20 protein-coding genes are annotated in these 20,495 nt (G+C 65.5%); 7 read left to right on the top strand and 13 right to left on the bottom strand.

The genetic code is table 11. From position 1 onward, the window contains the following. The first annotated feature begins 261 nt into the window (after positions 1–261). Complete coding sequence (locus ABZO33_RS01300) at positions 262–1,638, top strand: L-serine ammonia-lyase (protein ID WP_414534549.1); 1,377 nt, start codon at positions 262–264, stop codon at positions 1,636–1,638. A gap of 389 nt (positions 1,639–2,027) precedes the next feature. Beyond that, entirely contained in the window at positions 2,028–3,134 is a 1,107-nt protein-coding gene (locus ABZO33_RS01295) for a GlxA family transcriptional regulator (RefSeq protein ID WP_028688457.1), read from the top strand. 106 nt (positions 3,135–3,240) lie between these two features. Here ABZO33_RS01295 and ABZO33_RS01290 read toward each other — a convergent pair whose 3' ends face one another. The 5 genes from ABZO33_RS01290 to choX all read right to left on the bottom strand — a co-directional run bounded on the left by ABZO33_RS01290 (position 3,241) and on the right by choX (position 7,190). Continuing rightward, positions 3,241–3,498: a hypothetical protein gene (locus ABZO33_RS01290; RefSeq protein ID WP_031315015.1), complete on the bottom strand. Its 258-nt coding sequence runs from the start codon at positions 3,496–3,498 to the stop codon at positions 3,241–3,243. Positions 3,499–3,783: 285 nt separating this feature from the next. Further along, positions 3,784–4,257 carry a thioesterase family protein gene (locus ABZO33_RS01285; protein WP_414534548.1) on the bottom strand — a complete coding sequence of 158 codons (474 nt, stop codon included), beginning with the start codon at positions 4,255–4,257 and terminating at the stop codon, positions 3,784–3,786. An 11-nt stretch (positions 4,258–4,268) separates the two neighbouring features. Next, positions 4,269–5,234: an L-carnitine dehydrogenase gene (locus ABZO33_RS01280; RefSeq protein ID WP_414534547.1), complete on the bottom strand. Its 966-nt coding sequence runs from the start codon at positions 5,232–5,234 to the stop codon at positions 4,269–4,271. Positions 5,235–5,253: 19 nt separating this feature from the next. Beyond that, positions 5,254–6,138, bottom strand: coding sequence for a 3-keto-5-aminohexanoate cleavage protein (locus ABZO33_RS01275; RefSeq protein WP_414534546.1), 885 nt, complete (start codon positions 6,136–6,138; stop codon positions 5,254–5,256). A 107-nt stretch (positions 6,139–6,245) separates the two neighbouring features. Next, on the bottom strand, positions 6,246–7,190 hold the full coding sequence (gene choX / locus ABZO33_RS01270; protein ID WP_414534545.1) for a choline ABC transporter substrate-binding protein: 945 nt from the start codon (positions 7,188–7,190) through the stop codon (positions 6,246–6,248). Between the two features lie 146 nt (positions 7,191–7,336). On the opposite strand from choX, the gene ABZO33_RS01265 reads away from it, so the two are divergent. Then, positions 7,337–8,284 (top strand): GlxA family transcriptional regulator, encoded by a 948-nt coding sequence (locus tag ABZO33_RS01265; RefSeq protein ID WP_414534544.1) that lies wholly within the window; start codon positions 7,337–7,339, stop codon positions 8,282–8,284. A 79-nt stretch (positions 8,285–8,363) separates the two neighbouring features. Here ABZO33_RS01265 and ABZO33_RS01260 read toward each other — a convergent pair whose 3' ends face one another. Then, positions 8,364–9,560 carry a class I SAM-dependent rRNA methyltransferase gene (locus tag ABZO33_RS01260; protein WP_414534543.1) on the bottom strand — a complete coding sequence of 399 codons (1,197 nt, stop codon included), beginning with the start codon at positions 9,558–9,560 and terminating at the stop codon, positions 8,364–8,366. A gap of 231 nt (positions 9,561–9,791) precedes the next feature. Here ABZO33_RS01260 and ABZO33_RS01255 point away from each other — a divergent pair, with 231 nt between their 5' ends. Together ABZO33_RS01255 and mutM are read left to right on the top strand one after the other, a co-directional pair. Beyond that, on the top strand, positions 9,792–10,610 hold the full coding sequence (locus ABZO33_RS01255; protein WP_172670915.1) for an HDOD domain-containing protein: 819 nt from the start codon (positions 9,792–9,794) through the stop codon (positions 10,608–10,610). 3 nt (positions 10,611–10,613) lie between these two features. Continuing rightward, the gene (gene mutM, locus ABZO33_RS01250; protein WP_414534542.1) at positions 10,614–11,426 is read left to right on the top strand and encodes a bifunctional DNA-formamidopyrimidine glycosylase/DNA-(apurinic or apyrimidinic site) lyase; all 813 of its coding nucleotides are present in this window, start codon (positions 10,614–10,616) and stop codon (positions 11,424–11,426) included. 90 nt (positions 11,427–11,516) lie between these two features. Here mutM and ggt read toward each other — a convergent pair whose 3' ends face one another. From ggt to ABZO33_RS01220, 6 genes are all read right to left on the bottom strand, one after another. Next, positions 11,517–13,199, bottom strand: coding sequence for a gamma-glutamyltransferase (gene ggt / locus ABZO33_RS01245; protein WP_414534541.1), 1,683 nt, complete (start codon positions 13,197–13,199; stop codon positions 11,517–11,519). Next, complete coding sequence (locus ABZO33_RS01240; RefSeq protein ID WP_011531711.1) at positions 13,199–13,450, bottom strand: YfhL family 4Fe-4S dicluster ferredoxin; 252 nt, start codon at positions 13,448–13,450, stop codon at positions 13,199–13,201. The genes ggt and ABZO33_RS01240 overlap by 1 nt, the downstream gene beginning before the upstream one ends. A 109-nt stretch (positions 13,451–13,559) precedes the next feature. Further along, the gene (gene coaD / locus ABZO33_RS01235; RefSeq protein ID WP_023631729.1) at positions 13,560–14,039 is read right to left on the bottom strand and encodes a pantetheine-phosphate adenylyltransferase; all 480 of its coding nucleotides are present in this window, start codon (positions 14,037–14,039) and stop codon (positions 13,560–13,562) included. 111 nt (positions 14,040–14,150) lie between these two features. Next, the gene (locus ABZO33_RS01230; protein WP_414534540.1) at positions 14,151–15,749 is read right to left on the bottom strand and encodes a GMC family oxidoreductase N-terminal domain-containing protein; all 1,599 of its coding nucleotides are present in this window, start codon (positions 15,747–15,749) and stop codon (positions 14,151–14,153) included. Between the two features lie 23 nt (positions 15,750–15,772). Beyond that, the gene (locus ABZO33_RS01225; protein ID WP_414534539.1) at positions 15,773–16,258 is read right to left on the bottom strand and encodes a twin-arginine translocation pathway signal protein; all 486 of its coding nucleotides are present in this window, start codon (positions 16,256–16,258) and stop codon (positions 15,773–15,775) included. Beyond that, complete coding sequence (locus tag ABZO33_RS01220; protein WP_414534538.1) at positions 16,258–17,688, bottom strand: coniferyl aldehyde dehydrogenase; 1,431 nt, start codon at positions 17,686–17,688, stop codon at positions 16,258–16,260. The genes ABZO33_RS01225 and ABZO33_RS01220 overlap by 1 nt, the downstream gene beginning before the upstream one ends. A gap of 145 nt (positions 17,689–17,833) precedes the next feature. Here ABZO33_RS01220 and ABZO33_RS01215 point away from each other — a divergent pair, with 145 nt between their 5' ends. Both ABZO33_RS01215 and ABZO33_RS01210 read left to right on the top strand, forming a co-directional pair. Continuing rightward, positions 17,834–18,499, top strand: coding sequence for a TetR/AcrR family transcriptional regulator (locus ABZO33_RS01215; protein ID WP_414534537.1), 666 nt, complete (start codon positions 17,834–17,836; stop codon positions 18,497–18,499). Positions 18,500–18,533: 34 nt separating this feature from the next. Beyond that, entirely contained in the window at positions 18,534–19,388 is an 855-nt protein-coding gene (locus ABZO33_RS01210; protein ID WP_414534536.1) for a sulfurtransferase, read from the top strand. 105 nt (positions 19,389–19,493) lie between these two features. On the opposite strand, the gene ABZO33_RS01205 is transcribed toward ABZO33_RS01210, so the two are convergent. Further along, a complete protein-coding gene (locus ABZO33_RS01205; RefSeq protein ID WP_414534535.1) occupies positions 19,494–20,486 on the bottom strand; it encodes a hydrolase in 993 nt (330 codons plus the stop codon). Positions 20,487–20,495 lie beyond the last annotated feature (9 nt).

Below are 20,495 nucleotides of genomic sequence, written 5' to 3'. Positions count from 1 at the left end.
TCCAGTACGGACGATGTCGCAACTGGGTTTTTCCACCCCCATACCTCGGTTTTTGCGTCGTCCCGCCGCTGGAAAACGGCGCACGAAAGGCCCGTGCAGCGGCGGCGCTGCTGGACAAAAGTACGTCGGTTGCAGACGGCGAAGGGCTGGGCAAAAGCCCGATGATGCGAGCATTCAAGGCGGCTCGACTGTTTCAGCCTAGCAGTTGCTCCGCCCTGCGCCTGGCGCGCAGAGACAAGCCCAGCAAGAGGTGATTCGACAATGGCCATCAGCGTGTTCGACCTGTTCAAGATAGGTGTCGGGCCTTCCAGCTCCCACACCGTCGGCCCCATGCGCGCCGGTGCGCTGTTCGTCCAGGGGCTGCGTGAACGCGGCGAACTGGAGCGGGTGCGGCGCATCGAGGTGAGGCTGTATGGCTCGCTGTCGGCCACCGGCGTCGGCCACGGCACCGACAATGCCACGATCATGGGCCTGATGGGCGAGTGGCCGGACGCCATCGATCCCAGCCAGATCACCCCACGCATCGCCGACCTGCGCGAAACCAACGTGCTCAAGCTCGACAACCACCTACCCATCGAGTTCGTCTGGGCCCGCGATATGCTGCTGCTGGACGAGAACCTGCCATACCACCCCAATGCCATGACCCTGATCGCCGAAGGCGAGGCGTGCGAGCTGCACCGCGACACCTATTACTCGGTGGGCGGCGGTTTCGTGGTCGATGCCGCCCAGGCCGCCAGCGGCGTGCTGGACGCCGACCAGACCGTGCTGCCCTACGACTTCGACAGCGCCGCCGAACTGCTGCGCCTGTGCAAGCAAAACGACCTGCGCGTGTCGCAATTGATGCTGGAGAACGAAAAGGTCTGGCGCAGCGAAGCCGAGATCCGTGCCGGCCTGCTCAAGCTCTGGCAAGCCATGCAGGAGTGCGTGAACAACGGCCTCAAGCATGAAGGCATCCTGCCCGGCGGGCTCAATGTGCGTCGCCGCGCCGCCCGCCTGCACCGCAGCCTGCAGGAGCTGGGCAAGCCCAACGTGATCGGCTCGACCATGAGCGCCATGGAGTGGGTCAACCTGTTTGCCCTGGCGGTCAACGAAGAGAACGCCGCTGGCGGGCGCATGGTCACCGCGCCCACCAACGGTGCGGCGGGCATCATCCCGGCGGTGTTGCACTACTACATGCGTTTCTCCGATGCGGTGGATGAGTCCAATGTTGTGGACTTCTTCCTCGGCGCGGCGGCGGTGGGCATCCTGTGCAAGAAGAACGCCTCGATCTCCGGTGCCGAGGTTGGTTGCCAGGGCGAGGTCGGTTCGGCTTGCGCCATGGCTGCCGCAGGTTTGGCCGACGTGCTTGGCGCCACCCCGGCGCAGTTGGAGAACGCCGCCGAGATCGCCCTGGAACACAACCTCGGCCTGACCTGCGACCCGGTCGGTGGCCTGGTGCAGGTCCCGTGCATCGAGCGCAACGCCATTGCCGCGGTGAAAGCGATCAATGCCGTGCAGATGGCCCTGCGCGGTGATGGCGAACACTTCATCTCGTTGGACCAGGTGATCCGCACCATGCGCGACACCGGTGCCGACATGCACGACAAGTACAAGGAAACCTCCCGTGGGGGCCTGGCGGTCAGCGTCATCGAGTGCTGATGCGCCGTTCTGGCCCGCATGTGACCGATGCGCCACATTCTGGCGCACCGGTTGTCATCTACCGGTCGTCGCCTGTCGTTACCAGCAGGTTGGTTGTCGGTGACACTTAAGTCTGTCGCATCTGGGCAACCTTCCCACAAGTGCTACCGAATTGCTCAGGGGTGACGCGTAGAGGCGCTGGCGCGCCTGTTTGCGTCTTACCTGACGCTCATCACCCAGGCCGCTGGAAGGCGCATGCCAACGTCGTTTTTGGGTTTTATTGGATGGGCGTTCAAATTCAGGCATGCCATTTGCGTTGAGATTGGCAAAGCCCCTGCATACGAAACGGGGCCATTACAAGAACAGTGCTCGCCTGAGGCACACCCTGCATTGTGTGAGGAGAAATCGCGATGACGTCGTACACCTCCGGGACCCCAACCCAGAACCGCACAGCACCCCAGTCCATCGGCTTTCTCCTGCTGGACAACTTCACCCTCATTTCCCTGGCGTCCGCGGTCGAACCGCTGCGCATGGCCAACCAACTGTCCGGCCGCGAGCTGTACCGCTGGCATACCCTGACCGTCGACGGTGGCCAGGTCTGGGCCAGCGATGGTTTGCAGATCACCCCCGATGCGGCCATGCACAGCGCGCCCCCGATTGACACCGTGATCGTCTGCGGTGGCGTCGGTATCCAGCGCACTGTCACCCGTGAGCACGTCACCTGGCTGCAAGCCCAGGCGCGCCAGTCACGTCGCCTTGGCGCGGTGTGCACCGGCAGCTGGGCGCTGGCCTGTGCCGGGTTGCTCGACGGCTTCGATTGCAGCGTGCACTGGGAATGCCTGGCGGCGATGCAGGAGGCCTACCCGCGGGTGAACATGAGCACCCGCCTGTTCACCCTCGACCGCAACCGCTTCACCAGCTCCGGCGGCACCGCGCCGCTGGACATGATGCTGCACCTGATCAGCCGCGACCATGGCCGCGAGCTGTCGGCGGCGATCTCCGAGATGTTCGTCTACGAACGCATCCGCAACGAGCAGGACCATCAGCGCGTGCCGCTCAAGCACATGCTCGGCACCAACCAGCCGAAGTTGCAGGAGATTGTCGCGCTGATGGAAGCCAATCTCGAGGAGCCGATCGACCTCGACGAACTGGCGGTGTACGTGGCGGTGTCGCGGCGCCAGCTCGAGCGGCTGTTCCAGAAGTACCTGCACTGCTCGCCGTCGCGCTATTACCTCAAGCTGCGCCTGATCCGCGCCCGGCAACTGCTCAAGCAGACGCCGATGTCGATCATCGAGGTGGCTTCGGTGTGCGGCTTCGTCTCCACGCCGCACTTCTCCAAGTGCTACCGCGAATACTTCGGCATTCCGCCGCGTGACGAGCGTGTGGGCTCGAACACCACCCAGCAGGTGGCAATGATGCCGATCCCGCAGGCAATGGCGCTGTCACCGCACAGCGGGCCGATGGCGGCGCTGAGCCAGGCGCGCAACGAGTCGACGTTTGCCAGCGTGCGCCTCTAGGCGCGGGCGTATTTGACGAGCTTGTGGGCGCGGGCTTGCCCGGCGATGGTTCAATCGCGGGGCAAGCCCGCTCCCACAAATCTTGCGCCCACTTTTTCCGATGGCCTCAAGCGCGCGTGTTGTACTGCGCCAACGCCGGTAACAGCTGCTTGTCGATGGCCTGGCGCACCGCTGGCAGGATCGTCGCGCTGCCGGTGTACATCTGCTCGACCATGCCTTTGAGCGCCCGCGCATTGGGCTCGGTCAGCCCCCGCACCACCACCTCGCAGGCCTGCTCGGCACTTGCGCCGGCCGGAATGTCGAAACCCCGCGAGCGCAGTTGGCCCAGCAGGTCGTCCTGGTCGATCAGATCCGCATGCATCATGGCTGTTGTCCTTTGCTGCTGTTGTTTCCGACCGATTCTGTGACGCACGCGACAGGGCGGCAAGGACAGATTGCCGTAATGGCCGCTTTGGCTAAGAACAGGTCGTTTACGGCTAAATCGAGGGGGCGGGCAGGACGCACACTGAAGCCATTCACGGCACCGAAGGTTTGGTCACCTTCACTTCATGCACAGTGGATGTTGCTCGCTCTTGGCCCCGGACGCTCACGGCTTTCCGGGGTTGTTTTTTTTCAGCCATTTCACGGCATAAGGCGTTCCCAGAATCTGTCAGCCAGCAGGTAACCTCAGGACGCGCCCGACAAACTGCGGTGCTTGCATATCACGCTGCTCGCCCACCAGGTTATTCAGTAGCGTGACACTATGCTCGCCAAACGGCGCCGACTTCGGCCCTGCCAGATCGACGTGCAGAAGCATCTGCTCACTGGCCGCCAGTGCCTCGTCGAACCCTGCCCGGTGCAGGCTGTGGTACAGGTGCAGGCGTTTCTTGTCGAAGCCGATGATCTGCGTCTGCACCCACACCTCGGTATCGAGTTTCACCTCATGCAGGTAGTTGATGTGTGCTTCCAGGGTGAACAACGAATGCCCGCTCTGGCCCCGCATGTCAGCGTCCAGACCAATGCGCTCCATCAGCGCGTCGGTGGCGTAGCTGAAGATCAGCAGGTAATAGGCATCGCGCAGGTGCCCGTTGTAGTCGACCCAGTCCGGCAGTACCGCGGTGCGGTAGGTAATCAGTGCGGGCATTGACGTTCCTCCTAGTCGCCGAAGGCCATGCCGTGGCTGGCCTTGCTGTTCTTCACCGCCTCCAGAACAGCCAGCAGCGTGTCGTCACGATAACGCTCCAGCGCGGCGATGCTGCGTTCGCCCAGTTGCTCCGAGGTACCTTCCACCACGTCGTCAATCAGCTTGTCCGTCAGTTCCGGCGCTGGCAGGTAGGTCCAGGGTAGCTTCAATGCTGGGCCGAACTGGGCCATGAAGTGACGCATGCCGGCATCGCCACCGGCCAGGGTGTAGGTGAGGAAGGTGCCCATGAACGACCAGCGCAGGCCGGCGCCGAAGCGAATCGCATCGTCGATCTCGCCGGTGCTGGCGACACCGTCGTTGACCAGGTGCAAGGCCTCGCGCCAGAGCGCCTCGAGCAGTCGGTCAGCGATGAAGCCGGGGACTTCCTTGCGCACATGCAGCGGGCGCATGCCCAGGCTGGTGTAGATGGCTTTCGCGGCTTCGATGGCTTCGGGGCTGGTCTGGCGGCCGCCGACGATTTCCACCAGTGGCAGCAGGTAGACCGGGTTGAATGGGTGCCCCACCACGCAGCGTTCGGGGTGGGTGGCCGACTCGTAGAACTCGCTGGGCAGCAGGCCAGAGGTGCTGGAGCCGATGATTGCATTCGGCTTGGCGGCGGCGCTGATCTTGCCGTGCAGGTCGAGCTTGAGGTCCAGGCGTTCGGGTGCGCTCTCCTGGATGAAGTCGGCATCGCGCACACATTCCTCGATGGTGGCCACGAACTTCAGGCGGTCCTGCGATGCGCCGGGTGCCAAGCCTTGTTTTTGCAGCGCCGGCCAGGCGTTGGCGACGCGCTTGCGCAGCGCGGCCTCGGCACCGGGGGCGGGGTCCCAGGCGACCACGTCCAGGCCATGGGCCAGGGCGCGAGCGACCCAGCCGCTGCCGATCACGCCGCTACCCAGCGCGGCGAAGGTCTTGATGTCGGTGATGAAAGGCATATCTGGCTCCTATGGGATATCAGCGGCGCTTGAGGTTCATCTTTTCCCGGCCTTCGGCCGGGGTGAGCACGCGGCCACCCATGCGGGTGATGATCTCGGCGGCCCGCTCGACCAACTGGCCGTTGCTGGCCAGCACGCCACGGTCCAGGTACAGGTTGTCTTCCAGCCCGACCCGCACGTTGCCGCCAAGCAGTACCGCCTGGGCAGCCATCGGCATCTGCATGCGGCCAATGCCGAAACCGGCCCAGGTAACGTCGGCTGGCAGGTTGTCGACCATGGCCTTCATGGTGGTGGTGTCGGCCGGAGCGCCCCACGGGATGCCCAGGCACAGCTGGAACAGCGGATCTTGCAGCAGACCTTCCTTGATCATCTGCTTGGCGAACCACAGGTGGCCAGTGTCGAAGATCTCCAGCTCGGCCTTCACGCCCAGCTCGGTGATGCGTTTGGCGCCCGCACGCAACTGCGCCGGGGTGGAGACATAGATGGCGTTGCCATCGCCGAAATTGAGGGTGCCGCAGTCCAGGGTGCAGATCTCCGGCAGCAACGCTTCGACATGGGCCAGACGCTCCAGCGGGCCGATCAGGTCGGTACCCGGGCCGAATTCCATGGGCGATTCGCCGGGACCGATCTCCAGGTCGCCGCCCATGCCGGCGGTGAGGTTGACGATGATATCCACGTCAGCTTCGCGGATGCGTTCCATCACCTCGCGGTAGAGGTTGATGTCGCGGCTGAAACGGCCGGTTTGTGGATCGCGAACGTGGCAGTGGACCACCGTGGCGCCGGCCTTGGCGGCTTCGACGGCGGACTCGGCGATCTGTTTCGGCGTGACTGGGACCAGGTGGCTCTTGGCGACCGTGTCGCCGGCACCGGTGAGGGCGCAGGTGATGATGACGTCGTGGTTCATGGTGGGTTCCTTGTGTATCTGTCAGGTCGCTATCGCGGGGCAAGCCCGCTCCCACAGAGAGACCGTGTGCTGGCGTGGGAGCGGGCTTGCCCCGCGATCGAGGAATGTCAGTTGGCGGTGAGCTTGAGGTTGTCCGCGGCGGGCTTGCCATCGAAGGTGGTCACTCCGTCAAGCCAGCGGGCCTTGTCCTCGGGGTGGTCCTTGAGCCACTGGCGCGCCGACTCCAGCGCGTCCTTGTGGTCGAGCAGCGGCTGCATCATCCGGCTCTCGTCCTCGGCGCTGAAGCTCAGGTTGGCCAGCAGGCGGTGGGCGTTGGGGCAGCGCTGGGCATAGTCCGGCGCGGTCACCGTCCACACCGTGGCGCGGCCTTCGTCCGGGCCGAGAGCGTCCTGGCTATCGTCGAGGTAGACCATGTCGATGTTCACGTTCATCGGGTGCGGCACCCAGCCGAAGAACACCACCGCCTCCTTGCGCCGTACGGCGCGGTCGACGGCGGCGAGCATGCCGGCCTCGCTGGACTCGACCAGCTGGAACTTGCCGAGGTCGAACTGGTTCTTGCTGATCATTGCCTTGATCTGGGTATTGGCACCGGAACCGGGCTCGATGCCGTAAATCTTGCCGCCCAGCTCTTTGTGGAACTTGTGGATGTCGGCGAACGTTTTCAGGCCCTTGTCAGCCAGGTATTTCGGCACGGCGAGGGTGGCGCGGGCGTCTTCCAGGCTGGGCTTGTCGAGCACCTTCACCTGGCCGGCCTGGACGAACGGGGTGATGGTCTGGGTCATGATCGGGTTCCAGTACCCGAGGAACATGTCCAGGCGCTTGTCGCGGATCCCGGCGAAGATGATCTGCTGCGAGGCGCTGGTCTGCTTGGTCTGGTAGCCCAGGCCGTCGAGCAGCACCTGGGCCATGGCGCTGGTGGCGATCACATCGGTCCAGTTGACCACGCCCAGGCGTACATCCTTGCAGGCGGCGGGTTCGGCGGCGAAAAGCGGAGTGGCTACGGTGGTGCTGAGCGCGAGGGACAACAGGCTGCGGCGGATAAAGCGATGCATGGTGGCTCTCCATCGGCAGTGCGTATTGTTATCGGATCCGGCCTCTGCGGGCCGTGAGAACACGCTACGCTGGCGGCAGGGTGGAAAATCGCACCCTGGCGACCAACACTTGCACGGAGGCGACCACCTTTGCCGCGGAGCACGCGATGCCGCAAACCATAGACTTCCTGTTGCTGCCAGGCTTCTCCGCCATGGGCTTCATCAGCGCCATCGAGCCGCTGCGCGTGGCCAATCGCTTCCGAGGCCCGTTGTACCGCTGGCGTGTGCTGAGCCTGGATGGTGGTGCGGTGCAGGCCAGCAACGGCATGTCGGTGAATGCCGACGGTGCGCTGGGGGAGGGGGAACACGGGCGCCTGCTATTGCTGGTAGCCGGTTTCGAGCCCCTGGCGTGCTATGGGTTGAAGTTGCAGCACATGCTGCGTCGTCTCGACCATGAGGGCGTGGTGCTCGGCGGGATCGACACGGGCGCCATGGTACTGGCCGAGGCCGGCCTGCTCGATGGTCACCGGGCCACCCTGCATTGGGAGGCACTGGAGGCGTTCAAGGAACGTTACCCACGGCTGCAGGCGACCCAGGAGCTGTTCGAGATCGACCGCCGCCGCATCACCTGCGCCGGCGGCACAGCGTCCATCGACCTGATGCTCGACCTGATCGCCCAGGCCCACGGCAGCGAACTGGCGGTGCAGGTGTCCGAGCAGTTCGTGCTCGGGCGCATTCGCCCGCGCCAGGACCACCAGCGCATGGAAATCGCCACGCGCTACGGGCTGCGCAACAAGAAGCTGGTGAAGGTGATCGGCGAGATGGAGCGCAATACCGAGCTGCCACTCAACACTCAGGTGCTGGCCGATGGCGTGCAGGTGACCCGGCGCCAGCTGGAGCGGCTGTTTCGCCTGCACCTGGATGACACGCCCAGTGGCTTCTATCTGCGGCTGCGGCTGGACAAGGCCCGGCAGCTGCTGCGCCAGACCGACATGAGTGTGCTGGAGGTGGGGGTCGCGTGCGGATTCGAATCGGCGTCGTACTTCACCCGCTGTTATCGGGCACGGTTCGAGCGCTGTCCCAGGGAGGATCGACGGCTGGCAGTGCCGTCATGACGCCTGGGCCGGGTCGTGACTCGGCAAGCCGACTGCCACAGGTGTCGCGTAGCGCGAAACCTGTGGCAGTCGGTTCAGCTTAGCTGTTGGGCAGCAAGCGGCAGGTGATGCTCTTGATGTAGCGGGTCTCGGCGATGGCCGGGTGCACCGGGTGGTCCGGGCCCTGGCCGCCGCGCTCGAGCAGTTGCAGGTTGCGGTCCAGGTGGCGGGCGCTGGTCAGCAGGATGTTGTGCAGGTCGTCCTCGGGCAGGTGCATCGAGCACGAGGCGCTGACCAGGATGCCGTCCTTGGTGAGCATGCGCATGGCCTGTTCGTTGAGGCGGCGGTAGGCGGCCTCGCCGTTCTTCAGGTCTTTCTTGCGTTTGATGAAGGCGGGCGGGTCGGCGATGATCACGTCGAAGCGCTCTTCGGCGGCTTTCAGCTCGCGCAGGGCTTCGAACACGTCGCCTTCGATGCAGGTCAGCTTCTCGCTGATACCGTTCAGCGCGGCGTTACGCTCCACACCATCGAGGGCGAAGCCCGAGGCGTCGACGCAGAACACTTCGCTGGCGCCGAACGCGCCGGCCTGCACGCCCCAGCCACCGATGTAGCTGAACAGGTCGAGCACGCGCTTGCCCTTGACGTAGGGGGCCAGGCGGGCGCGGTTCATGCGGTGGTCGTAGAACCAGCCGGTCTTCTGGCCTTCACGTACTGGAGCTTCGAACTTGACGCCGTTCTCTTCCAGCGCGACCCAGTCCGGCACTTCACCGTAGACGGTCTCGACATAACGCTCCAGGCCTTCGGCGTCGCGGGCGGCGGAGTCGTTCTTGAACAGGATGCCACTGGGTTTGAGGACCTGGACCAGCGCGGCGATCACTTCGTCCTTGTGCGCTTCCATGGTGGCCGAGGCCAGCTGGACCACGAGGATGTCGAAGAAACGGTCGACCACCAGGCCCGGCAGCAGGTCGGAGTCGCCATACACCAGGCGGTAGCATGGCTTGTCGAACAGGCGCTCGCGCAGCGACAGGGCCACGTTCAGACGGTGCACCAGCAACGACTTGTCCAGCGGCAGCTTGGCATCGCGCGACAGCAGGCGGGCGCAGATCAGGTTGTTCGGGCTCATGGCCACCACGCCCAGCGGCTTGCCGTTGGCGGCTTCGAGAATGGCCTGCTGGCCGGCCTTCAGGCCTTGCAGCGGGGTCGCGGCAACATCGACTTCATTGCTGTAGACCCACAGATGGCCGGCGCGCAGGCGGCGGTCGGCATTGGCTTTGAGGCGAAGGCTGGGCAGGGACATGACGTCGCTCCGGGAAAAAAGAGCGGGAGTATACCGTGTTGGCCCCAGGTTCGCTGGTGGCTGCGACCAACTGGTCCACGCCCACGGCTAAAGAAATTCTTGGATCCAACGATTCACTGATAGTCACCCTGCCGGCGTACAGGGTTAGAATCCCCCGTCCCCAGCGAGAATGCACGAATGTCCCAGGAACTCACCGCCGAACAGATCCAGCAAGCCCTGCAGGGCATCACCATCCCGCCACAGCCGCAGATCATGGTCGACCTGCAGTTCGAGCAGTACATGCCCGACCCGGACCTGGAAACCATCGCCAAGCTGATCGCGCAGGACCCGGGCCTGTCCGGTGCCCTGCTCAAGCTGGTCAACTCGGCGCAGTTCGGCCTGGCGAACAAGATCGGCTCGATCCAGCGCGCGGTAAACCTGTTGGGCAGCCGTTCGATCATCAACCTGATCAACGCGCAATCGATCAGGGGCGAAATGAGCGACGAGACCATCGTCACCCTCAACCCGTTCTGGGATACCGCCCAGGACGTGGCCATGACCTGCCTGACCCTGGCTAAGCGCACCGGCATCCAGGCGGTGGACGAGGCCTACACCCTGGGCTTGTTCCACGATTGCGGCGTGCCGCTGATGCACAAGCGCTTCCCCAACTACATGGAAGTGCTGGAAGAGTCCTACGCCAAGGCCAATGACGAGGTCCGCGTGGTGGACACCGAGAACCGCGTGTTCAACACCAACCATTCGGTGGTCGGCTACTTCACCGCCAAGTCCTGGCGCCTGCCGGAGCACATCAGTGCGGCCATCGCCAACCACCACAACGCCCTGGCGGTGTTCCGCGACGAGTCCTCGCGCAACACCCAGACCCAGCTGAAGAACTTGCTGGCGGTGCTGAAGATGTCCGAGCACATCTGCGCTTCGTACCGTGTGCTGGGCAACCAGAGCGTGGATCACGAGTGGAACATGGTGGGCCCGCTGGTGCTGGACTACATCGGCCTGACCGAATATGACTTCGAGCAGCTCAAGCAGAACATCCGCGAAATGGGCGGGCACTGAGCCATGCCGGAGCTGCCAGAGGTCGAGACCACGCGGCGCGGCATCGCGCCCCATCTGCAAGGCCAGCGGGTCAGCCGCGTGGTGGTGCGTGACCGGCGCCTGCGCTGGCCGATCCCGGAAGACCTCGATGTGCGCCTGTCGGGGCAGCGCATCGTCAGTGTCGAGCGCCGCGCCAAGTACCTGCTGATCAACGCCGAGGTCGGCACCCTGATCAGCCACCTGGGCATGTCGGGCAACCTGCGCCTGGTCGAACTGGGCTTGCCGGCGGCCAAGCACGAGCATGTGGATATCGAGCTCGAGTCGGGGCTGATGCTGCGTTACACCGACCCGCGCCGTTTCGGGGCGATGCTCTGGAGCCTCGATCCGCTCAACCATGAATTGCTGATCCGCCTGGGGCCGGAACCGTTGACCGACCTGTTCGACGGTGAGCGGCTGTTCCAGCTGTCGCGGGGGCGGTCGATGGCGGTCAAGCCATTCATCATGGACAACGCGGTGGTGGTGGGCGTTGGCAACATCTACGCCACCGAGGCCTTGTTCGCCGCCGGGATCGACCCGAGGCGCGAAGCTGGCGGGATTTCGCGGGCGCGCTATCTGAAGCTGGCGATCGAGATCAAACGAGTATTGGCTGCTGCCATCGAACAGGGCGGGACCACCTTGCGTGACTTCATCGGTGGCGACGGTCAGCCGGGCTACTTCCAGCAGGAGTTGTTCGTGTATGGGCGTCGTGGGCAGCCGTGCAAGCTGTGCGGCACCGAGCTGCGCGAAGTGAAGCTGGGCCAGCGGGCGAGTGTGTTCTGCCCGAAATGCCAGCGTTGATGCTTCAGCACCTATCGCGGGGCAAGCCCGCCCCCACGAAAGCGAGCCAAGCCAGTCGTGGGAGCGGGCTTGCCCCGCGATAGGGCCGGATCAGTCGATTACCGCTGCCTGCCCTACACCCCTGGGATCACTGGCCGCCTCTACAGTCCCGCCAGCCTTGTCCCAGTACAGCACCTGCTGGTTCCCATACTGGCGCCCGACATCTTTCAACCGATACCCACGCCCTTCAAGCTCGGCCTTCTGCCGCGCACTGAACGTGCCCGGCTCATGCTCCACCACATCCGGCAGGTACTGATGGTGGTAACGCGGTGTCGCCGGCCACTCGGCCACCGGCCGGCCCTCCAGGAACCCCAGCACCGACAGCAGCACCATGCTGGGTATGCGGCTGCCGCCCGGCGTGCCGAAGGTGGCGAACTGACTAGGGCTTTCGATGAAGGTCGGGCTCATGCTCGACAAGGGCCGCTTGCCCGCCGCCACCGCATTGGCCTGGCTGCCGGCCAGGCCATAGCTGTTGCTGCCGCCAGGGTCGGCGGCGAAATCGTCCATCTCGTTGTTCAGCACCACCCCGGTTCCCGGCACGCTGAACGCTGCACCAAACGGCAGGTTGACCGACAGCGTGGCGGACACGGCGTTGCCGTCGCCATCGATTACCGCGAAATGGGTGGTGTGGTCGCCTTCACGCCAGGCCGGTGAGGGAGGCAGCGTGCTGCTGGGGGTGGCCTGGTGCACATCGATACTGTCGGCCAGCCCTGTCAGGTACTGGCGCGCCAGCAGGCGGTTGATCGGGTTGCTCACATAGTCCGGGTCGCCGAGCTGGCTGCGGTCGCGGTAGGCGCGGCGCAGCACTTCGATCACATAGTGGCTGCGTTGCACGGGTTCTGCGCTCTGCCAGGGCAGGCGCTGCAGCATGGCCAGGCTTTGTGCCAGGGCCACGCCGCCGGCCGAGGGCGGCGGGCTGCTGATCAGTTCACGCCGGTCGGCCAGTGCATAACGCAGCGGTTCACGCCACGCCGTACGGTAGCCGGCGAGGTCGTCGAGGGTCCAGATACCGCCGGCCTGGCGCACGCCTTCGACCAGGCGGCGGGCCATCGGGCCACGGTAGAAGCCGTCGCGACCCTGCTCGGCCATGGCTTGCAGCGTGGCGGCCAATTCGGGTTGGCGGATCACCGCGCCCAGGGCCGGTACGTCATTGCCACTGAGGAACAGCCGTGCGCTTTCGGCATCGTCGCGCAGGGCGCTCAGGCGCATGGTGGCGCGATCGCGATAGATGCGGTCGACGGCGAAGCCTTGGTTGGCCAGGCGGATGGCCGGGGCCAGGCTGTCCTTGAGCGGCAGCTCGCCGTGGGTGCTGGCGAGGTCGGCCAGGGCCTGGGGCAGGCCGGGGATCGCGGCGGCCAGCGGCCCATTGACTGACAGGCCGGGCTGCACCTTGCCGTCCTTGAGGTACATGTCCGCACGGGCCGCGGCCGGAGCGCGTTCGCGCGCATCGAGGAAGGTATACCGTGGCGTGGCGCCGCTCTCGCGCAGCAGGAAGAAGCCGCCGCCGCCCAAGCCCGAGCCATAGGGCTCGACCACGGCCAGCGTGGCGCTGATGGCCACAGCGGCGTCGAAGGCGTTGCCGCCTTGTTGCAGGATCTGTTGCGCCGCCAAGGTCGCCTCGCTGTGCGGGCTGGCGATGGCCGCACGCCCGGGGCCGTGCGCCTGGGCGGCGCAGGCCAGCAGGGCCAGGCAGGCGCCGAGGGCTGCGCGCTGTAACTCGGCGACGAACGGCATCAGGCCTTGCCGGTGATCCGGCGGTACTTGGCCATCAGCTCGTCTTCGGTTTCCGGGTGGGCTTCATCCAGGGGGATGCAGTCTACCGGGCAAACCTGCTGGCACTGTGGCTCGTCGTAGTGGCCCACGCACTGGGTGCACAGGTTCGGGTCGATCACGTAGATCTCTTCGCCTTGCGAGATGGCGGCGTTCGGGCACTCGGGTTCGCAGACGTCGCAGTTGATGCAATCGTCGGTGATGATCAGGGACATGGGGACTCCGGCCTGGGCATCGGGCCCGGGCATGTTTCAAAGCGATGGGCGCAATTGTGCCGGATTCGCGCCCGCAGTGCACGCGGGCGCGACATCCTGACCGCGAGGGTTACTTGCGGAAGCGCTCGGTCAGCGCGTCGGCCACGGCCGGGTGCACGAACTTGCTGATATCACCGCCCAACGCGGCGATTTCCCGGACCAGCGTCGAGGAAATGAACGAATAGCGCTCCGACGGTGTGAGGAACAGGCTCTCGACGTCTGGCGCGAGCTGGCGGTTCATGTTGGCCAACTGGAATTCGTATTCGAAGTCGGACACGGCACGCAGGCCGCGCAGGAACACATTGGCGCCTTTTTCCTTGGCGAAATGCGCCAGCAGCGAGGAGAAGCCGATGACTTCGACATTGGGCAGGTGCTTGGTGACCTCGCGCGCCAGCTCGACCCGTTGTTCCAGGGGGAACAACGGGTTTTTCTTCGGGCTGGCCGCCACGGCGATGATCACATGGTCGAACAGGCGCGAGGCGCGCTCGACCAGGTCGCCATGGCCTTTGGTAATGGGGTCGAAAGTACCCGGGTACAACACTCGGTTCATCGCGTCATCCTGGCTGGAGTGCGTTGGGGAGTCGGATGGTAGCGCAGCGACTGCGCCCGGCCAAGTCGTGTGGCTGGTCGATGGCACTATAGACAGCATGGCTATTGGCTGTCATGCGCCATGTGCCAGGCGGCCGACCAGCGCTTCGCTGAGCAGGGCGGTCAGGGCATAGACCGACAGTTGCGGGTTGGCGCCGATACTGGTGGGGAACAGCGAACCGTCGTGGATCGACAGGTTCTCCAGCTGGTGATGCCGGCCCAGGCTGTCGCACACCGCCTGGCGCGGGTCCTCGCCCAGGGCGCAGCCGCCCATGACGTGGGCGCTGCCCAGGCGCATGCGCAGCAGCTCCAGGGGCAGGCTGTCGATCAGCGCCTGGGCTTGTGCCGGGGCGCTGACGTAGCGCGCATCGCCATGTACCGGCATCACCTGGCGGGCACCGGCGGCGAACTGGATCTGCGCCATGCTGTGCCAGGCCCGGCGCAGCCCATCGCGCAGATAGTCGGTAACCGGGTAGTCGAGCACCGGCGAGCCATCACCGCGCAACTCCACCTGGCCGCCCGGGCTGTCCGGGTGGAAGCCGTCGCGCAGCAGCGCCAGCATCACGTGGGTATGGGGCAGCTCGGCCATGCGCAGGGCATTGTCCTGGCCATGACCACCTAACAGGGTGCTGGCCAGCGCCGGGTGCAGCGGCGGGACTTCGAGCTTGTAGCCGACCGGGCCGGCGACACCGTCCTGCCATTGGAACTGGTCGCTGTAGATCGACTGCGGCGCGCCGTAGTACGGGTCGATTTTCGCCTCGAACTGCGCGGCGCTGAAGTTGACCAGGTGCAGGAAGGTACGCTTGCCCAGGCGCTGGTGCGGGTCAGGCGCGTCTGAGCGCAGCAGCAATGCCGGGCTGTTGATACCGCCGCCGGCGAGCACATAGTGGCGGGCGCGTACGCGAATCTGTCGGCCTGTGGGCTGAATACCCTGGGCGTCCAGGGCCTGGCATTGCAGGTGGTCGATGCGCTGGCCGTCGTGGCTTAAGCGCTCGGCGCGGGCCAGGTAGAGCAGTTCGCCGCCGTGTTCCAGGGTGGCCGGGATGCTGGTGACCAGCATCGACTGCTTGGCGTTGACCGGGCAGCCCATGCCGCAGTAACCCAGGTTCCAGCAGCCGCGCACGTTGCGTGGAATCACTGCCCAGCGGTGACCAAGCGCCTCGCAGCCACGACGCAACACGTCGTTGTTGGCATTGGGCGGCATGGCCCAGGGGCTGATACCCAGATGCTGCTCCATGCGCTCGAACCATGGCTTCAGGGTGTCGCTGTCCAGGCCCTTGACCCCATGCTCGCGGGCCCAGTATTCCAGGGTCTGAGGCGGTGTGCGAAAGCTCGATGTCCAGTTGACCAGGGTGGTACCGCCCACCGCCCGGCCCTGCAAAATGGTAATGGCGCCGTCCTTGCTCAGGCGGCCCAGGCCCTCCTGGTAGAGGTCGGCATAGGCCTCGTGCTCAAGCAGGTGGAAGTCGCTGCTGGTTTTCAGCGGCCCCTCTTCGATCAGCAGCACCTTCAAGCCGGCGGCGCTGAGCCGTTCGGCGGTGGTGGCGCCGCCCGCGCCGCTGCCGATCACGGCAACGTCGGCTTCGAGGCTCAGGTCCTGCTCCAGGCGCGAGCCGTCGTGGGTGATCCAGCCTCGTTCGAGGCCTAGGCGGAATGGGTCGGGGACGGGCATCTGGCGGTGCTCTTGTCTGGTGTTCAGATCTTTGGTGGGCCGGGGTAGCCGCACGCCGCCCAGGCTTCGGGGCGTTCGTACCAGGCCATCAGCAGCAGTTGCAGCAACGAGGCGTGACCCTGGCGCAGCAGGTTCAACGAGCTGTCGCGCCAGCGTTCGAGGAAGTGTTCAACCTCGGCGTCGGTGGCCTCTGTCCAGCTGCCCCAGACCCCGGTCAGCGGGCCTCGGGTGAGGGGCAGGGTGAGCACGTCGAACAATTGTCGGGTCAGCTTGAGCATGGCAGGCGAGAGTGCCGCCAGCTTGTGGTCGAGGCTTTGCAGCACCTGCTCCGTGGAGGCTTGGGTGCCGGCCAGCACGACGGGAATCAGGGCCTGCAACAGTGGCAGGTCGTCGTTGCGCAGCGCCTGGTAACCCGCCGATGGCGTCTGCTGGCTGCAGCCGATCAGGCTGGCCGCCCCCAGAAACAGGCTGGCGCCCAAGCCCAAGCGCAGCAGGTCGCGGCGCTGCATCAGCGGATAAACAGCTTGTAGACCAGGCGCTGCAAGGCTTTGCCATAGGGCGGGTAGATCGCCTTGGCGGCATTGAAGCGCTGCTTGGCCAGCACGGCCTTGGCCTTGCTGAAGGTCAGGAAGCCTTCGTGGCCGTGATAGTGGCCCATGCCGGACGGGCCGACGCCGCCGAACGGCAGGTCGTCCTGGGTCACGTGCAGCAGGGTGTCGTTGAGGCAGACACCACCGGAGTGGGTGCCGCGCAGTACCCGTGCCTGTTCGCCCTTGTCATAGCCGAAGTAGTAAAGCGCCAGGGGCCGGGGGCGCTGATTGATGTAGGCCAGGGCGTCGTCCAGGCGATCGTAGGGCACCAGGGGCAGCAGCGGGCCGAAGATCTCGTCCTGCATCACCTGCATGCTGTCGTTCACCTGCAGCAGCAGGTGTGGCGGCAGATGGCGGCCCTGGCGGGGCTCATCGGGGTAGAGGTCGACCACCTGGGCGCCTTGCTCGCGGGCATCGTCCAGCAGGCGGTTGAGCCGACCTAGCTGGCGCTCGTTGATGATCGCGCTGTAGTCGGGGTTGCCGGTCAGTCGTGGGTAGAAGTGGTGCACGGCGCGCCGGTAGGCATCGGCGAAGGCGTCCAGGCGCTCGCGGGGCACCAGCACGTAGTCGGGGGCGACGCAGGTCTGGCCGGCGTTGAGGGTCTTGCCGAAGGCGATGCGTTCGGCGGCGGTGTCCAGCGGCACGTCGGCCGAGACGATGGCCGGCGACTTGCCGCCCAACTCCAGGGTCACTGGTGTGAGGTTCTGCGCGGCGGCCAGCATCACATGGCGGCCGACGCTGGTGGCGCCGGTGAACAGCAGATGATCGAAGGGCAGGCGGGCAAAAGCCTGGCCAACTTCCACCTCGCCCAGCACCACGCTGACCAGATCGCTGGGGAACACGCGTTCGAGCAGGTTCTTGATGGCCTGCCCGCTGGCGGGGGTGGACTCGCTGAGCTTGAGCATCACCCGGTTGCCGGCGGCCAGGGCGCCGGTCAGCGGGCCGATGGCGAGGAACAGCGGGTAGTTCCACGGCACGATGATCCCCACCACGCCCAGTGGCTGGTACTCAATCCGCGCGCTGGCGGGTTGGAAGGCCAGGCCGACCTTGCGCCGCGAGGCGCGCATCCAGCGCTCCAGCTGTTTTTCCGCGTCGCGCAGGCCCATGACCGACGGCATCAGCTCGGCGATCAGCGTCTCGTCGCGGCTGCGGCCGCTGAAGTCGGCGTCGATGGTCGCGATCAGCGTCTCCTGCTCGGCCAGCAGCGCCTCGCGCAGGCTTTTCAGCCATTGCCGACGTTGCGCGGCCTGGGGCATCGGGTTGTCGGCGAAGGCCCGACGCAGGGTGTCGAACGTCGCTTGCAGGTCGAGGTCGGATTGCACAGGGGGGAGGACGGCAGGCGAGGTCATGGCGGCTCCGGGGGTAAAAAGTGAATAGAGCATATACTCTAATTGGTACGATGGTGCACTATTTTTCACCTGACCGGCGGTGCACCCGACCTGCGGGAAGCCGTAAGATGGGCCCGATCAATCAAGCTGGAGACTGGAGCTGAGCATGGCCCCGCGCATGAAGACCCGAGAGCGCATCGTGCAGAGCAGCCTGGAGCTGTTCAACCAGCAGGGCGAGCGTTGCGTCAGCACCAACCACATTGCCGCGCACATGGAGATCTCGCCCGGTAACCTGTACTACCACTTCCCCAACAAGCAGGCGATCATCGCCGTGCTGTTCAATCAATACGAAGAACTGGTCGACAGCTTCCTGCGCCCGCCCCAGGGTCGCATCGCCACCGTCGAGGACAAGCGCTTCTACCTCAAGGCGCTGCTGGCGGCGATGTGGAACTACCGTTTCCTGCATCGCGACCTCGAGCACCTGCTCGACAGCGACCCGGAACTGGCCGCCCGTTACCGGCGCTTCTCGCGACGCTGCCTGCTGCAGGGGCAGGCGATCTACCGGGGGTTCGTCGAGGCCGGCATCCTGAACATGGACGCCGCGCAGGTGGAGTCGCTGACCATCAACGCCTGGATCGTGCTGACTTCCTGGGTGCGTTTTCTCAGCACCACCCGCGAGCATTCCGCGCACTTGGGTGAAGAAGCGTTCATGCGCGGCGTTTATCAGGTGGTGGTGCTGGAGCTGGGGTATGTCACCCCGACCGCGCGTGCCGCGGTGCAGGCGCTGTGCGCTGAGTTCCATGTCCCGTTCAACCAGGCCCTGGAGCAGTGATCCGGGGTTTCGAGCCATTCATCAGGAGATTGTCATGCCCCTCGCGCAATTGATCACCCCGCAACAGCTGGCCGAACGCCTGGACGCGCCCGGCCTGGTGATCCTCGACTGCCGCTTTGCCCTGGAAGATGTCGACTACGGTCAACGCAGCTACGCCGAGGGGCATATTGCCGGGGCGCACTTCGCCGACCTCGAACGCGACCTGAGCGGCGCAGTGGTAAAGGGCAGCACAGGCCGCCACCCGCTGCCCGACCCGCAGCGGCTGGTGGAGCGCCTTCGCGAGTGGGGCGTGGACAACGACAGCCAGGTGGTGCTCTACGACGACGGCCCCGGCGCCTTTGCCGCCCGTGCCTGGTGGCTGCTGGCCTGGCTGGGCAAGCGCGATGCAGTGTTCATGCTCGATGGCGGCCTGAAGGCCTGGCACGCCGCTCACCTGCCGCTGAGCCTGGACCCGCCGGTACGCCGCGAAGGCAATTTCAGCGGTGAGCCGGACATGGCGCTGCTGATCGATGCCGCCCACCTGGCCAAACGCCTGGACGACCCCGCGATGACCTTGATCGATGCTCGCGGCCTGCCGCGCTTCCGTGGCGAGGTCGAGCCGATCGACCCGGTGGCCGGGCATATCCCTGGCGCCCAGTGTGCGGCGTTCACCGACAACCTCGGCGCGGACGGGCGGTTTCTGCCGGCCGACCAACTGAAGCAGCGTTTTGCCGAGAAGCTGGCTGGCCGTTCGCCGGAGGAACTGGTGGCCTATTGCGGTTCTGGTGTGACTGCCTGCCATAACCTGTTTGCCCTGGCGCTCGCAGGGTATCCGCTGGGGCGGCTATATGCCGGGTCGTGGAGTGAATGGATCAATGATCCACAGCGTGGCATAGCCACTGGCGATTAATTCGTAACGTGGGAGCGGGCTTGCCCCGCGATGGGCTGGTGATGCTATCGCGGGGCAAGCCCGCTCCCACAAATCCCCTCGTTCACCTCTATCCCTGGACGGGGCCTATCGCCCGTCCATAAGCCACTGCGGAATCCGTCGTTCCAGGTAATACCCCGGCTTGCGCAGGCTGCCCTCGACAAACCCCACATGCCCACCCCGGCTGTGCAGTTCGAACTGCGTCTGTGTCGCCAGCTCACTGGCATTGGGCAGGCTGTGGCCAAACACGAACGGATCGTCGCTGGAATGGATGATCAGCGTCGGCGTGCGGTTCTCTCCCAGGTAGTAGCGGCTGGACGCCCGGCGGTAGTAGTCATGGGCATCGCTGAAGCCATTGAGGGGCGCGGTCACCCTGCCATCGAAGTCCCAGAACGTGCGCAGGTTGCGCAGCGAGCCCAGGCCTTCGAGGGTGGCCAGCCCTTCATGATGGCCCTTGTCGCGGAAGTGCCGTTGCTTGTCTTGCACGTAGGCCAGCATCGCGCGCATGAAATGCGCCTGGTAGACCTTCGAGAAACCCAGGCCGATACGGTCGGCGCACTGGTCCAGGCGAAACGGCACCGACACCGCCACCGCTGCCTCCAGTTGGCTGGCCCCGCCGCTTTCCCCCAGGTACTTGAGCAGCACATTGCCGCCCAGCGAGTAGCCCACGGCATACAGCGGCGCTAGCGGGCGCTGCGCCCGCAAGTGACGGATGGTTTCGGCCAGGTCTTCGCTGGCCCCTGAATGGTAGCTGCGCGCCAACAGGTTGGGTTCGCCCGAGCAACCGCGCCAGTTCAGCGCGACACTGGCCCAGCCGCGTGCCTGCAAGGCCAGTTGCAGGCCTTTGACATAGGGCGAATTGGATGAGCCGGTCAGGCCGTGCAGCACCAGTACCAGGGGCGCATCGGCTTGGTGCGGGCCGTGCCAGTCGAGGTCGAGGAAATCGCCGTCGGCCAGCCACAGGCGCTCGCGGTTGCGCGGCAGGTCCGCAAGCTTGCGCCAGAGAGGCCCCCACAATGTCTGCAAGTGGGGGTTGGACAGGCCAGTGGCCGGGCGGAAAGTGGCGGTGAGGCTGGTCATGCTGGGCGA

The organism is Pseudomonas sp. CAM1A (assembly GCF_047501685.1).
Lineage (GTDB): Bacteria > Pseudomonadota > Gammaproteobacteria > Pseudomonadales > Pseudomonadaceae > Aquipseudomonas.
Note: the sequence above shows the minus strand (reverse complement) of the source record. Positions and strands in the feature narration are given on the sequence as shown.

What these genes read in the sequence shown, in the direction of transcription:
- ABZO33_RS01300 (WP_414534549.1), top strand. Translation starts at nt 262, where the DNA reads ATGGCCATCAGCGTGTTCGACCTGTTCAAGATAGGTGTCGGGCCTTCC.
- ABZO33_RS01295 (WP_028688457.1), top strand. Translation starts at nt 2,028, where the DNA reads ATGACGTCGTACACCTCCGGGACCCCAACCCAGAACCGCACAGCACCC.
- ABZO33_RS01290 (WP_031315015.1), bottom strand. Translation starts at nt 3,498, where the DNA reads ATGATGCATGCGGATCTGATCGACCAGGACGACCTGCTGGGCCAACTG.
- ABZO33_RS01285 (WP_414534548.1), bottom strand. Translation starts at nt 4,257, where the DNA reads ATGCCCGCACTGATTACCTACCGCACCGCGGTACTGCCGGACTGGGTC.
- ABZO33_RS01280 (WP_414534547.1), bottom strand. Translation starts at nt 5,234, where the DNA reads ATGCCTTTCATCACCGACATCAAGACCTTCGCCGCGCTGGGTAGCGGC.
- ABZO33_RS01275 (WP_414534546.1), bottom strand. Translation starts at nt 6,138, where the DNA reads ATGAACCACGACGTCATCATCACCTGCGCCCTCACCGGTGCCGGCGAC.
- choX (WP_414534545.1), bottom strand. Translation starts at nt 7,190, where the DNA reads ATGCATCGCTTTATCCGCCGCAGCCTGTTGTCCCTCGCGCTCAGCACC.
- ABZO33_RS01265 (WP_414534544.1), top strand. Translation starts at nt 7,337, where the DNA reads ATGCCGCAAACCATAGACTTCCTGTTGCTGCCAGGCTTCTCCGCCATG.
- ABZO33_RS01260 (WP_414534543.1), bottom strand. Translation starts at nt 9,560, where the DNA reads ATGTCCCTGCCCAGCCTTCGCCTCAAAGCCAATGCCGACCGCCGCCTG.
- mutM (WP_414534542.1), top strand. Translation starts at nt 10,614, where the DNA reads ATGCCGGAGCTGCCAGAGGTCGAGACCACGCGGCGCGGCATCGCGCCC.
- ggt (WP_414534541.1), bottom strand. Translation starts at nt 13,199, where the DNA reads ATGCCGTTCGTCGCCGAGTTACAGCGCGCAGCCCTCGGCGCCTGCCTG.
- ABZO33_RS01240 (WP_011531711.1), bottom strand. Translation starts at nt 13,450, where the DNA reads ATGTCCCTGATCATCACCGACGATTGCATCAACTGCGACGTCTGCGAA.
- coaD (WP_023631729.1), bottom strand. Translation starts at nt 14,039, where the DNA reads ATGAACCGAGTGTTGTACCCGGGTACTTTCGACCCCATTACCAAAGGC.
- ABZO33_RS01230 (WP_414534540.1), bottom strand. Translation starts at nt 15,749, where the DNA reads ATGCCCGTCCCCGACCCATTCCGCCTAGGCCTCGAACGAGGCTGGATC.
- ABZO33_RS01225 (WP_414534539.1), bottom strand. Translation starts at nt 16,258, where the DNA reads ATGCAGCGCCGCGACCTGCTGCGCTTGGGCTTGGGCGCCAGCCTGTTT.
- ABZO33_RS01220 (WP_414534538.1), bottom strand. Translation starts at nt 17,688, where the DNA reads ATGACCTCGCCTGCCGTCCTCCCCCCTGTGCAATCCGACCTCGACCTG.
- ABZO33_RS01215 (WP_414534537.1), top strand. Translation starts at nt 17,834, where the DNA reads ATGGCCCCGCGCATGAAGACCCGAGAGCGCATCGTGCAGAGCAGCCTG.
- ABZO33_RS01210 (WP_414534536.1), top strand. Translation starts at nt 18,534, where the DNA reads ATGCCCCTCGCGCAATTGATCACCCCGCAACAGCTGGCCGAACGCCTG.
- ABZO33_RS01205 (WP_414534535.1), bottom strand. Translation starts at nt 20,486, where the DNA reads ATGACCAGCCTCACCGCCACTTTCCGCCCGGCCACTGGCCTGTCCAAC.